Genomic DNA, 12,082 nt, shown 5'->3' with positions numbered 1-12,082 from the left:
CCTCCTGACACGATTGAGTCGAGTTGAGGACAAACGATCCCCTGACAGAACGACGATCAGCCGGTGCGAGGCACAGCAGACACGACTGCAACCGAAACCCCCGCACCCCGACATCCGCCTGAAACCGCCGCCGCCGATCCTCCGCCCCCATACCGGCCATCCGGCCCGATTCCGCAAGCGAGCGAGACGATGAACGACAACGCACTGATCCGCCTTGCCGGCCGCCCCGATCTCCCAGCGATCCTCGCCTTCCAGCAGGCGGCGATCGCGGCGGTCGATCCTCGCAGCTACTCCGAGGCCGAGCGCGGCGCCTGGTGGCGGACCCCTGCGGTCGGGATGCCCGCACTGGTCGAGACCGGGCGCTATCTCGTCGCCGAGCGGCATGGCCGGCTGATCGGGGGCGCAGGCTGGGAGCCGCTGGACACGCCACCGGAGGCCGCGGTCGTCCGGGCGGTGTTCGTCCATCCGGACTGCCACGGCAGGGGGCTCGGCGCGCAGCTCGTGCGCGCGGTCGAGGCCGCGATCGCCGCGACCGGACGGCGGCGTATCCTGGTGCCGGCCGCGCTGAACGCAGTGAGCTTCTACCAGGGTCTCGGCTACGTGCCGAACGAGATCGGGATCGTCGATCTCGACGGCGTCGACCTGCGCTACCAGCGGATGTGGAAATACGCCGCCTGAGACCCCTCAGCCGTCGCCGACCACCGCACGCACGACGCGGCGGACATCGGCGGGGGCAAACGGCTTGGCCAGCACCGGCCGGCCGGTCTCGCGCAGCGCGATGTCGATCGCGGTGCTGATCCGGTCACCAGTGACGAACACCACCCGTTTCGCGAGCTCCGGGCGCGCATCGGCGAGCCAGCGGTGCAGGGCCAAGCCGTCCACGCCGGGCATGCGCAGATCGGTCAGGATCAGATCGACCTCACGATCGCCCAGCATCGCCTGCGCGCCGGCGCCGTCCGACAACGTCTCCACCAGCATCCCGTCGGCGCGCAGGATCTCCGCGAGCACGGCCCCGACCTCCGGCTCGTCGTCGACCACCAGCGCGGTGCGCAGGCGGCGCGTGACCAGCGCCGGCGGTTCGGCCGGCTCCGCCACGCGATCGCCGGCCGCGCGACCCGCCGGCAGCACGATGCGGACGGTCGCACCGCCGCCCGGCGTCTCCTCGAGCGCGATCGTGCCGCCATGCGCGGTGACGATGCTGCGGCAGAGCGAGAGGCCGACCCCGGTGCCGACGCCCTCGGGCTTGGTCGTGAAGAACGGATCGAACACCCGCTCGCGCGACCCGGCCGACACCCCGGGCCCGTTATCGGCCACGGTGAGCACGATCCCACCCTCGTCGGTGCCGCGCGCGGCAATGGACAGCAGCCGCGGGTGCTCGCGCGTCAGCAGCGCCTGGTGAGCGTTGGTCAGCAGGTTGATCATCACCTGCACCAGCTGGTCGGCATCCGCGGCGATCTCCGGAAGGCTCTCCGGCAGATCGCGGGTCACGGTCACGCCGGCGCTGCGGAGCGTGTAGCCGACCAGGTCGAACGCCGCGTCCACCACCTCACTGATCCTGAGCGGCCTGCGCTCCGGCGGGCGGCGACGCGCCAGCCCGAGAAAGGTCTGCACGATCCGCGCGCAGCGATCGGCGGCACTGCGGATCTTCTGCGTGCGCGCCGCGAGCGCCGGGTCGGTCCCGGCGAGGTCCTCGAGCAGCGTCGCGTGCGCGACCACGATCGACAGCGGATTGTTCAGCTCATGCGCCACACCTGCGAGCAGCGAGCCGAGCGCCGAGAGCCGCTCGGACTGGCGCACCGTCTCGCGCTGGGTGCGCACCTCGCGCTCGGCCTCGCGCACCGCGGTGACATCGGTATAGGTGGAGAGGAGTCCGCCGTCCGGCAGGCGGCGGCGGCGCACTTCGAAGGTGCGGCCATCCGGCCGCTGTTCCTCGACGGTTTCGTTTCCGGTGGACATCAGCGCCGCGACCCGGCGCGCGATCAGTGCCTCGCGGTCCTCGCCCGGGTTTTCGTGGGTGTAGTAGGTCCCTTGGGTCAGCCGGTAGCGCACGAACTCGGCAAGCTTCGTGCCCGGCACGGCGAGTTCGGCCGGATAGCCGTACATCCGCAGAAAGCCCTCGTTCGCCAGCACCACCCGCCCCTGCGCATCGACAATGTTCACGCCCTCGGCGATGTGGCCGAGGATCGCCTCGAGTTGCGCGGTGCGCCGGGCGAGTTCCTCCTCGCGCTGCTTCAGGTCGGTGAGGTCGCGCACGATCGCGAAGTAGCCTCCGACCGTGCCGTCGGGTCCGGGCACCGGATGATAGACGCGCTCGACATAGCGCCGCCGCGCGCCCGGATAGGTCAGCCAGCCGAGCCAGCGGACCGTCTCGCCGGCGAGCGCGCGCCGGCCAAGCGCGTCGATCGGCGCCTCCGCCTCGTCGCCCAGGACCTCGCCGATGGTGTGCCCGACGATCGCCTCGATCGGCAGGCCGATGAACGAGGCGTATTCCGGATTGACGTAGCGATGGATGCGGTCGCGATCGAGATAGGCGATGCGGGCCGGCGTGCGGTCGAGAACGCCGCGGAACAGCGTCTCGGTGATCTCCGGGAGCGCAGGAACGCGCGTCGCGTCCGGCTCAGCCATCGTACACGTAGCCGGCGCCGCGCACCGTGCGGATCAGCGCCGGCGCGGCCGCATTGCGCTCGATCTTGCGCCTCAGCCGTGTGATGCGCACGTCGATCGAGCGGTCGAACGGATCGCTGCCGCCGGGATGGGCGATGTCGAGCAGCTGCGCGCGGGTCAGCACCCGGCCCGGCCGTTCGGCGAAGGCGAGCACGAGATCGAACTCCATCGCCGTCAGGTCGATCGGAGCGCCGGTTTCGTCCATGACCTTGCGCGCGGCGATGTCGACGGTGAGCGGACCGAGCGGGATGCGCTCGGCCGGCTTGGCCGGCAGCACGATCGCGGCCCGCGCGGCCTCCACCTTGCGCAGGGTGGCCCGCACGCGGGCCAGCAGCTCGCGCAGGTCGAACGGCTTGGCGACGTAGTCGTCGGCGCCGATCTCGAGCCCGACCACGCGATCGACCACCTCGCCGGCGGCGGTGACCATGATGATCCCGACCGTCTGGCCGTGCGCGCCGCGCAGGAAGCGCGCGAGCGACAGCCCGTCCTCGCCCGGGAGGCTGATGTCGAGCAGGGCGATGTCCGGCGTGGCCTCGGCCAGTGCCGCGCGAAACGCGGCGGCGTCGCCGACCGCGCGCACCGAGAGTCCCTGCTGCCCGAGATACTCCGCGACCGCCTCGCGCAGATCCGGCTCGTCGTCGACCACGATCACCCTGGGCTTGTCCGGCATCGTTCCGTTCCTGTTCGGGCCTGCCGTGTAGCCGGGGCAGGGGCCGGGTTCAAGGCGGTCGTCGATACGCGGTCCCGGCGCCGGGTTGCGGAAACATCCGCAACACGATCGCGGCGGGACGGACATGCGCGGGAAACGCCGCGCCGCCACAGTGGCCGTGTCGGACCCGCCGGCACTGCACCACACTCCAAGGACCCTCCCCCATGACGACCACCACTCTCACAGGCGCCGGGTACAGCGCGGCGGCGCGCTCGGTGCGGCGCACCCTCGCCGGGCTTCACCGGCGCTATGTCGAGCGCCGGACGCTGAGCGCGCTGGCGCGGCTCGACGCGCATCTGCTGCGGGACATCGGCCTCGCCGGCCCGGCGAACGCGCACACGGTCAGACGCCTGCTGATGCAGCGCTGAGCGCGCGGTTTCCCGCTCACCCGGGCGAGCGCCCGAGCCACGAGCGGACCCGGGCCCAGCCGGCCCCGCAGCCCGGTCCGATTGACCCGGCCGGCCGGGGAATGCGACGCTCGCGAAAGGGTCGGTGCAGGCCGGACCCGCGTGGAGGGCGCGGATGGGGCAGCTCGGAGACGCCGCGTGAGCATCACGGCACTCCGCACGCACGTGGTCTCGTGCAAGGTCGAGCGGCCGTTCACCTCGGCGCGCGGCTGGCTCTACACCACCCGTGCCTCCTGCCTGGTCGAGATCGAGACCGACCAGGGCATCGTCGGCTGGGGCGAATGCTACGGCCCTGCGGCGGCCCTGAAGTCGGTCGTCGACACGATGCTGGCGCCGCACGTGATCGGGCGCGACCCCTTCGACGTCGGCGCGATCTGGGAGGACCTCTACAACCGGGTGAAGGACTACGGGCTCACGGGCCTGTCGGTGGCCGGGATCTCCGGGATCGACATCGCGCTCTGGGACGTGATCGGCCGCGCGCTCGGCCAGCCGATCCACAAGCTGATCGGCGGCGCGCACCGCACGGAGCTGCTCGCCTACGCGACGGGGCTCTACTTCATCGATCACGACCGGCTGGTGGAGGAGGCGGTCGAGGAGGCGAATGCCTATGCCGGGCAGGGTTTCCGCGCGATCAAGATGAAGATCGGGATCGGCGATCTGAAGGCGGATGCCGCGCGCGTCGCGGCCGTGCGCGACACGATCGGGCCGGACATCCTGCTCGCGGTCGATGCCAACCATTGCTTCAGCGTCCCGAACGCGATCCGGCTCGGCCGCATGCTCGAGCCGCACGACCTCCTCTGGTTCGAGGAGCCGATCAGCCCGGAGGACCGCAAGGGCTATGCCGAGGTGACGCGCGCGCTCGATATGGCGGTCGCGGGCGGCGAGAACGAGTTCACCCGCTGGGGGTTCCGCGACATCGTCGCCGAGAAGGCGATGGACATCATCCAGCCCGATCTCTGCGCCGCCGGCGGGTTCAGCGAGTGCCTGAAGATCGCCGCCCTGGCCTCGGCGTTCGGCGTGGAGTGCGTGCCCCATGCCTGGGGCAGCGCGATCGGTCTTGCCGCGACCGTGCAGTTCCTTGCCGCGCTGCCGGACCAGCCGCCGGCGTGGCGGCCGATCGCACCCATGCTCGAGTTCGAGCAGACGCCCAACCCGCTGCGCGACCGTTTGGCGTTCGACCCGATCGTCCAGCGCGACGGGGTCGTGCGCGTGCCCGACCTGCCGGGGATCGGCATCGAGGTGGACCGCGACGTGCTGATGCGCTTCAAGACCGCCTGAGGGAGGACCATCCGGGATGAAGATCGCCTCGGTGCGGGCATGGCCCGTGTCGTTCCCGGTGCCGGAGGGCGAGCGCGTGTCGCTCGGGATCGGCACCGCGGTGAAGCGCGACGCCGTCGTGGTGAAGGTCGTCACCGAGAGCGGCCTCGTCGGCTGGGGCGAGAGCCATCACGGCCGCGCGCACGGCGCGATCGCGCAGCTGGTCAACACCACGCTGCGCGCGCTGATCCAGGGCATGGATGCGGCCGACTGCGTCGGGGTGTGGGCGCGCATCTACAGGTTCCAGCTCGGCAGCCACGGCATGGGCGCCGCCACCGCCATGGCGATGAGCGGGATCGACATGGCGCTCTGGGACATCCGCGGCAAGGCGGCCGGGATGCCGCTCTGCCGGCTGCTCGGCGGCGCGGTGAAGCCGGTGCCGGCCTATGCGGGTGGCGTGGCGCTCGGCTACCAGGACCCGGCGGCGCTGGTCGAGGAGGTCCGGCCCCAGGTCAAGGCCGGCTACCGCGCAGTGAAGCTGCGCGTCGGCGACACGCCGTCGCGCGACATCGCCCGCATCGAGGCCGTGCGCCGCGAATTCGGCGACGAGCTCGTCATCCTGACCGACGCCAACACCGGCTACGGCCTCGCCGAGGCGCGCGCGGCCATGCCGGCGATGGAACGGCTCGGTGTCGCCTGGCTCGAGGAGCCGTTCCCCGCGCACGACCATCGCAGCTATGCCGAGGCGAAATCCTTCGCGCGCGTGCCGCTCGCCGCCGGCGAGAACCACTACACCCGCTTCGAGTTCCATCGCCTGATCGAGGATCGCGTGCTGACCATCCTCCAGCCCGACCTCTCCAAGTGCGGCGGCGTCACCGAGACGCTACGGATCGCCCACATGGCCTCCGCCTGGAAGCTGCCGGTCCACCCGCACAGCTCGATGACGGGGATCAACCAGGCCGCCTCGATCCACCTGCTCGCAGCGATCGACAACGCGGGCTATTTCGAGGCCGACATCTCCCGCAACAACCTGTTCCGCGACCGCATGGTTGCCACGCCATGGTCGATCCGCGCCGACGGCACGGTGCTGCCGCCCGACGCGCCCGGGATCGGCCTCGAGGTGGACGAGGCGTTCCTCGATGCCCATCCTGCCATCGAGGGTCCCGGCTACGTGTGACCCCGGCGAACATCAGGGAGGAACCTCATGACAAGACGAGTGCTTCTGGCCGGTCTGCTCGCGGCCACCATCGGCGCTCCCGCGCAGGCGGCCTTTCCGGAGCGCGAGATCCGCTTCATCTGCGGCTTCCCGGCGGGCGGCACCTGTGACCTGCTGAGCCGACTGCTCGCCGAGCACGTCGGCCCGATCCTCGGCCAGCGCGTGATCGTCGAGAACCGCACGGGCGCGTCGGGGATGATCGCGGCCGACCATGTCGCCAAGGCCGCACCGGACGGGCACACCGTCGTGCTGGCGATCATGGCGATGCATGCGGTGCAGCCGGTGATGCCCGGTGTGCGGATGCCGTTCGACGTCGACCGCGACCTGACGCCGATCGCCAATGTCGCGAACGTCTACAACATCCTGGTCGCGAGCCCGCAGGCGCCGTTCCGTACCGTTTCCGAACTCGTCGCCTACGCCAAGGCGAACCCTGGCAGGGTCACCTACGCCTCGGCCGGCAACGGCACGAGCCAGCATCTTTCGGGCGAATTGTTCAAGCAGCTCGCGGGCGTCGACATGCTGCATGTCCCGTATCGCGGTGGCGCGCCGGCGATCGTCGACATCGTCGCCGGACGCACCGACATCATGTTCGGCAACATGCCGGAGTTCCTCGGCCAGATCCGCGGCGGCGGGCTGCGCCCGGTCGCGTTCGGCGCGCCGCGCGCCTCCCCGCTGTTTCCCGGCCTGCCGCTGATCAAGGAGACCGTGCCGGGCTTCGAGATCCGCAACTGGTTCGGCGTCGCAGGACCCGGCAACATGCCGCCCGCGATCGTCGCGCGCTGGAACGAGGCGCTGCGCCAGGTCGCGGCGCAGAAATCGTTCCAGGACCGCATGGCCGAGTCCGGCATGGAGATCGTCGTCGGCAGCCCGGAGGAGTTCCGCGCCACGATCGCCGCCGACCGCGCGCGCTGGGCCGAGGTGATCCAGAAGGCCGGAATCCGCGCCGACTGAACCGAGGCGTGGGGGGGGGGGAGCCCCCCCCCCCCCCCCCCCCGCGCGGACCCCAGCCCCCCCGCCCCCCCGTGGGACCCCCCCCCCCCCCACCCCCGCCCCCCAGCGGCCCCGGGGCGTGATTGGCCCCCGGGCGGGGCCCCGGGGCGCCGGCCCGCGGCGCCCTTCCCGGCCAGGCGGCCCGCGCGGCGTAACCGAGGTGTCATCCCACCGGCCCGCGTTTGCGTCCAAAGGACAGACGGGCTATCGCCCTGGACGACGGTCGCCGGGCGACCCGCTGACATCAGCAAGGGAGGTCTGTTCCCCATGAAGCGCAGGCAATTTCTCGCCGTCACCGCCGCAGCCGCAGCCCTGCCCGTCGTAAGGGCGCGTGCGCAGCCCTCGGGCACGGTGAAGTTCTATTCCTCGATGGTGCTGACGGTGGTCGAGCCGGTCATCGAGGAGTTCCACAAGCGCCACCCGGGTATCCGCATCGACCTGCTCTACTCGGGCAGCGTGCAGCTCGAGCAGCGGATCTTCGCCGAACTCGACGCGGGCGACCTTCAGGCCGACGTTATCTGGGCCGCGAACCCAGCCCTGTTCCTCAACCTGAAGGAGCGCGGCGCACTCGCCCGCCACGCCTCGCCGCATGCCGAGGCGATCCCCCCCGGCCTGCGCGACCCGGACGGGATGTTCTACGCCGGACGCGTGCACAACATGGGCATCGGCTACAACACGCGCCTTGTCCCGCCCGACCGCGTGCCGAAGACCTGGGAGGCGTTCCTGGAGTTCGGCCCGCGCGCGGCCACCGCGAGCCCGCTGCATTCCGGGACCAACTTCAACCTGCTGGGTGCCTTCGTGCAGAACGAGAAGCTCGGCTGGGCGTGGTTCGAGAAGGCGAAGGCCAAGGGCATGCGCGTGGTGCGCGGCACCGGCGACGTCACGCGCGGGCTCACCTCGGGCGAGTTCGCGGTGATCAAGGGGATCGACTACATCATCGCCGCCGAGGCCGCGAAAGGCGCACCGGTCGCGTTCGTGTTCCCCGAGGACGGTGTGCTGTCGCTGCCGAGCCCGCTCGGGATCGGCGCGAAGGCGCGCAACCCCGAGGCGGCGAAGGTGTTCGTCGACTTCATCCTCTCGAAGGAAGGCCAGCAGATGCTGGTCGAGCGGCACTTCCTGCCGGTGCGGACGGATGTCGCGCCGCCGCCGGGATTGCCCTCGCCGGCGGAGATCCGCTCGCTGACGGTCGATCCGGCCTGGCTCGCCGAGTACGGCCCGGCGCTGCGCGAGCGCTTCACGCAGATGTTCTGACGTGCGCAATGCGCGCTGACCCGCGATCCGCCTGGCGCCCATGACCGCGGGTCAGCGCGCGCTTCCGGGCGCCGCCCTGTTCGCCGTGACACCGCCGTGGCAGCGCGTGCTGACCGACCATCGCCACATCCTGTTCGCGGCGCTGTCGGTGTTCGTGTTCATCACCGTCGTCTATCCGCTGCTCCAGATCGCCGGCCGCAGCGTGATCGTCGATGGCGTACTCAGCCTCGCCAACTACGCCCAGGTCTTCGCGCTGCGGCGCAACTGGATCGCGGCGTGGAACTCCGTCTGGGTGTCGGTGGTCGCGACCGTGCTCGCGACCGCAATCGGTGTCGTCTCGGCGTTCCTGGTGCAACGGACGGACATCCCGGCAAAGACCCTGTTCCGCGTGCTGCTGGTGGCCCCCTTCGCGATCCCGCCGCTTTTCTCGGCGATGGGCTGGGTGCAGCTCGCCGGCCCGGTCGGCCTGCTGACCCAGGTGTGGCAGGGCCTGACGGGCCAGTTCGAGGTGCCGTGGAACGTCTACAGCGCCGGCGGGGTGGTGTTCGTGCTCGCGGTGACCAAGTACCCGTTCGTCTTCATCACGGTCGCCGCCTCGCTGCAACGCATGGACCCGAGCCTGGAGGAGGCGGCGCGCACGGCGGGCGTGTCCACTTGGCGGATCATGCGCGACATCACCCTGCCGCTCGTGCGTCCGGCGGTCTATGGCGGCGCACTGCTGGCCTTCGTCGCCTCGATCGACAATTTCGGCATCCCGGCCGTCCTTGGGATGCGCGCGCAGTTCTACGTGCTCACCACCCGCATCTACGAGGCACTGACCATCCCGAACATGCCGCTTGCCACCGCGATGTCGATGCTGCTGGTTGCGCTCGCGCTCGTCTCGATGATCGGGCTTCGCCGCGCCGAGGGCGGGGCCGACAAGTATGCGGTGATCGCCGGCAAGTCGGTCACACCTTCGGTGCTGAAGCTTGGACGCTGGCGCTGGGCGGTGGTCGTCGGACTGACGCTCGCGACGCTGCTGATCACCGTGCTGCCGCTGTTCGCGCTCGTGCTGACCTCGTTCACCCGCTACTGGGGGGCCGATCTGGTGTGGGCGAGCATGACGCTCGACCACTACGTCTCGGTGCTGTCGGTGCCGGCCGCACGGCGCGGCATCGTCAACTCGCTGTTCCTCGCCGCCGCGGCAGGCTTCGTCCTCGTCGTCACCACCTCGCTGATCTCGTATCTGACCGTGAAGGTGCGCTACCGCGCGGCATCCTGGCTCGACATCGCCGGCATCGTACCGTTCGCGCTGCCGGGCTCGGTGATCGGGGTGGCGATGATCCTCGCCTGGAGCAACCCGCCGATCGGTCCGACGCTCTACGGCACGATCTGGATTCTGCTGATCGCCTACATCATGCGCTACATGGCGTTCGGGCTGCAGACCACGCGCGCGACGCTGCAGCAGATCCACGTCTCGCTCGAGGAGGCGGCGCTCACCTCGGGTGCCGGGCGGCTGCGCGTGCTCAAGGACATCACCCTGCCGCTGCTCCGCCCTGGCATGGTGGCGGCCTGGGTGTTGATCTTCATCTCCGCCTTCAACGAACTGACCGTCTCGGTGCTGATCTGGAGCACGGGGGCGGAGACGATCGGCGTGTGGATCTTCATCATGCAGGATTCGGGCTTCTCCGGCCGCGCCTCCGCGCTTGCGGTGCTGACGCTGCCCGTCATCCTGGTGCTCTATCTGCTGATGCAGTGGCTCACGCGGCTCGAGGAGCGGCAGGCCGAGCGCGGCAATGGCTGAGGGATCGCGATGGGAGTCGTCAAGGTCGAGCGCCTGACCAAGCGCTTCGGCAAGGTCGTGGCAGCGGACGAGGTGTCGTTCGAGATCGCCGAGCGCGAGTTCTTCTCGCTGCTTGGCCCATCGGGCTGCGGCAAGACGACGACGCTGCGCTGCGTCGCCGGGCTCGAGACGGCGGATGCGGGGACGATCGAGATCGCCGGCCGGCCGGTGTATCGCGCCGCCGAGCGGCTCGACGTACCGCCGAACGAGCGCAATATCGGAATGGTGTTCCAGAGCTACGCGGTCTGGCCACACATGACGGTGTTCGAGAACATCGCCTATCCGCTGCGGATCCGGAAGGTTTCCCAGCCGCGCATCGCCGAGCGGGTGGCACACGTGCTGCGCATCCTCAGCATGACCGGGCTCGAGCAGCGCCGGCCGAGCCAGCTCTCGGGCGGGCAGCAGCAGCGCGTCGCCCTGGGGCGCGCGCTCGCGCTTGAGCCCTCGGTGCTGCTGCTCGATGAGCCCTTGTCCAATCTCGACGCCAAGCTGCGCGAGCAGATGCGCGCCGAGCTGAAGCTGATCCAACGCGAGAGCGGCCTGCCGATCCTCTACGTGACACACGACCAGACCGAGGCGCTGGCGATGTCGGACCGCATCGCCGTGATGTGCGCGGGCCGCATCCATCACCTCGCCCCGCCTGAGGAGATCTACCGCCGCCCCGCCACCGCCTTCGTGCTCGACTTCATCGGCAGCGTGACCTACCTGCCCTGCCGCGTCGAGGCCCGGAACGGCGCGCGCGTGACCCTCCGCTGGCGCGAGGCGACGATCACGGTGCCGTCACCGCCGCACGTGCCGCGCGGACCCGACGTTCTGCTCGCCGCGCGCCCCGAATCCTGGCGCTTTGTCGGCGACGGCGGCGGTCTTCCCGGCACGATCGTTCTGCGCAGCTTCCACGGCTCCGGGTTCGAATACCACGTGCGGCTCGGCGAGACCGAGATCACCGTGATGACGCCGAACGACATACGGCTGAACGAGGGCGAGACGGTGCGCGCCGTCGTCAGCGAGGGGCTGCTTCTGGAACCCGACGCGCTATCACGCCCCGAGGCACGGGCGGCCTAGCAGAACAACGACGAGACGGAGGTTTCCTCGCTGATGCGCCTTGTCGCCTCGGCGAGCAGCGGTGCGATCGTGATCTGGCGGATGTTGTGGCTGACGCGCACGGCCTCGGTCGCGAGAATGCTGTCCGTCGTGGTCATCATCTCGATCGGGCTTGCCGCCACGCGCGCGACGGCGCCGCCTGAGAACACCCCGTGGGTCACATAGGCCGACACCGCGGTCGCGCCGTTCTTCATCAGCGCCTCGGCCGCGTTGCAGAGCGTGCCGGCGGAATCGACGATGTCGTCCACCAGGATACAGTGCCGACCATCGACGTCGCCGATCACGTTCATCACCTCGGAGACGCCCGCGCGGTCGCGCCGCTTGTCGATAATCGCGAGGTCGCAGTTGAGCCGCGTGGCGATCGCGCGCGCGCGCACCACGCCGCCCACATCCGGGCTCACCACCATCAGGTCCTTGTCCGCATAGCGCGCCTTGATGTCGGAGGCGAACATCGGCGCGGCGAACAGGTTGTCCACGGGGATGTCGAAGAAGCCCTGGATCTGACCTGCGTGCAGATCGACCGTCAGCACGCGGTGGGCACCCGCCTCGACGATCAGGTTCGCCACCAGCTTGGCGCTGATCGGCGTGCGGCTACCGGATTTCCGGTCCTGCCGCGCATAGCCGAAATAAGGGATCACCGTGGTGATCCGCCCTGCGCTGGCGCG

11 protein-coding genes are annotated in these 12,082 nt (G+C 70.4%); 8 read left to right on the top strand and 3 right to left on the bottom strand.

Annotated features, from left to right (window positions below; translation table 11 throughout):
* Window positions 1-189: 189 nt before the first annotated feature.
* Window positions 190-678 carry a GNAT family N-acetyltransferase gene (locus ACTIFU_RS18785; RefSeq protein WP_439579851.1) on the top strand — a complete coding sequence of 163 codons (489 nt, stop codon included), beginning with the start codon at window positions 190-192 and terminating at the stop codon, window positions 676-678.
* 6 nt (window positions 679-684) lie between these two features.
* Here the strand turns inward: ACTIFU_RS18785 and ACTIFU_RS18780 are convergent, their stop codons facing one another.
* Complete coding sequence (locus ACTIFU_RS18780; RefSeq protein ID WP_439579850.1) at window positions 685-2,625, bottom strand: PAS-domain containing protein; 1,941 nt, start codon at window positions 2,623-2,625, stop codon at window positions 685-687.
* Window positions 2,618-3,334, bottom strand: coding sequence for a response regulator (locus ACTIFU_RS18775; RefSeq protein WP_439579849.1), 717 nt, complete (start codon window positions 3,332-3,334; stop codon window positions 2,618-2,620). The genes ACTIFU_RS18780 and ACTIFU_RS18775 overlap by 8 nt, the downstream gene beginning before the upstream one ends.
* Before the next feature lie 203 nt (window positions 3,335-3,537).
* Between ACTIFU_RS18775 and ACTIFU_RS18770 the strand changes: the two genes are divergently transcribed.
* From ACTIFU_RS18770 to ACTIFU_RS18740, 7 genes are all read left to right on the top strand, one after another.
* Window positions 3,538-3,741: a DUF1127 domain-containing protein gene (locus ACTIFU_RS18770; RefSeq protein ID WP_439579848.1), complete on the top strand. Its 204-nt coding sequence runs from the start codon at window positions 3,538-3,540 to the stop codon at window positions 3,739-3,741.
* Window positions 3,742-3,918: 177 nt separating this feature from the next.
* On the top strand, window positions 3,919-5,058 hold the full coding sequence (locus ACTIFU_RS18765) for a mandelate racemase/muconate lactonizing enzyme family protein (RefSeq protein WP_439579847.1): 1,140 nt from the start codon (window positions 3,919-3,921) through the stop codon (window positions 5,056-5,058).
* Window positions 5,059-5,074: 16 nt separating this feature from the next.
* Window positions 5,075-6,214, top strand: coding sequence for a mandelate racemase/muconate lactonizing enzyme family protein (locus tag ACTIFU_RS18760; RefSeq protein ID WP_439579846.1), 1,140 nt, complete (start codon window positions 5,075-5,077; stop codon window positions 6,212-6,214).
* Between the two features lie 27 nt (window positions 6,215-6,241).
* On the top strand, window positions 6,242-7,204 hold the full coding sequence (locus ACTIFU_RS18755; RefSeq protein ID WP_439579845.1) for a Bug family tripartite tricarboxylate transporter substrate binding protein: 963 nt from the start codon (window positions 6,242-6,244) through the stop codon (window positions 7,202-7,204).
* Between the two features lie 306 nt (window positions 7,205-7,510).
* Complete coding sequence (locus tag ACTIFU_RS18750; RefSeq protein WP_439579844.1) at window positions 7,511-8,494, top strand: ABC transporter substrate-binding protein; 984 nt, start codon at window positions 7,511-7,513, stop codon at window positions 8,492-8,494.
* A gap of 40 nt (window positions 8,495-8,534) precedes the next feature.
* Window positions 8,535-10,277: an ABC transporter permease gene (locus tag ACTIFU_RS18745; protein ID WP_439579843.1), complete on the top strand. Its 1,743-nt coding sequence runs from the start codon at window positions 8,535-8,537 to the stop codon at window positions 10,275-10,277.
* A 9-nt stretch (window positions 10,278-10,286) separates the two neighbouring features.
* Entirely contained in the window at window positions 10,287-11,378 is a 1,092-nt protein-coding gene (locus ACTIFU_RS18740; protein ID WP_439579842.1) for an ABC transporter ATP-binding protein, read from the top strand.
* Here the strand turns inward: ACTIFU_RS18740 and ACTIFU_RS18735 are convergent.
* Window positions 11,375-12,082 (bottom strand): ribose-phosphate pyrophosphokinase (locus ACTIFU_RS18735; RefSeq protein WP_439579841.1); only part of this gene is annotated, 708 nt, incomplete at its 5' end. The two genes, ACTIFU_RS18740 and ACTIFU_RS18735, sit on opposite strands and share 4 nt — an antisense overlap.

Source organism: Elioraea sp. (assembly GCF_051860475.1).
Taxonomy (GTDB): domain Bacteria; phylum Pseudomonadota; class Alphaproteobacteria; order Acetobacterales; family Acetobacteraceae; genus Elioraea.
Note: the sequence above shows the minus strand (reverse complement) of the source record. Positions and strands in the feature narration are given on the sequence as shown.

Coding starts and splice junctions, on each gene's coding strand:
- ACTIFU_RS18785 (WP_439579851.1), top strand. CDS start 190: ATGAACGACAACGCACTGATCCGCCTTGCCGGCCGCCCCGATCTCCCA.
- ACTIFU_RS18780 (WP_439579850.1), bottom strand. CDS start 2,625: ATGGCTGAGCCGGACGCGACGCGCGTTCCTGCGCTCCCGGAGATCACC.
- ACTIFU_RS18775 (WP_439579849.1), bottom strand. CDS start 3,334: ATGCCGGACAAGCCCAGGGTGATCGTGGTCGACGACGAGCCGGATCTG.
- ACTIFU_RS18770 (WP_439579848.1), top strand. CDS start 3,538: ATGACGACCACCACTCTCACAGGCGCCGGGTACAGCGCGGCGGCGCGC.
- ACTIFU_RS18760 (WP_439579846.1), top strand. CDS start 5,075: ATGAAGATCGCCTCGGTGCGGGCATGGCCCGTGTCGTTCCCGGTGCCG.
- ACTIFU_RS18755 (WP_439579845.1), top strand. CDS start 6,242: ATGACAAGACGAGTGCTTCTGGCCGGTCTGCTCGCGGCCACCATCGGC.
- ACTIFU_RS18750 (WP_439579844.1), top strand. CDS start 7,511: ATGAAGCGCAGGCAATTTCTCGCCGTCACCGCCGCAGCCGCAGCCCTG.
- ACTIFU_RS18745 (WP_439579843.1), top strand. CDS start 8,535: ATGACCGCGGGTCAGCGCGCGCTTCCGGGCGCCGCCCTGTTCGCCGTG.
- ACTIFU_RS18740 (WP_439579842.1), top strand. CDS start 10,287: ATGGGAGTCGTCAAGGTCGAGCGCCTGACCAAGCGCTTCGGCAAGGTC.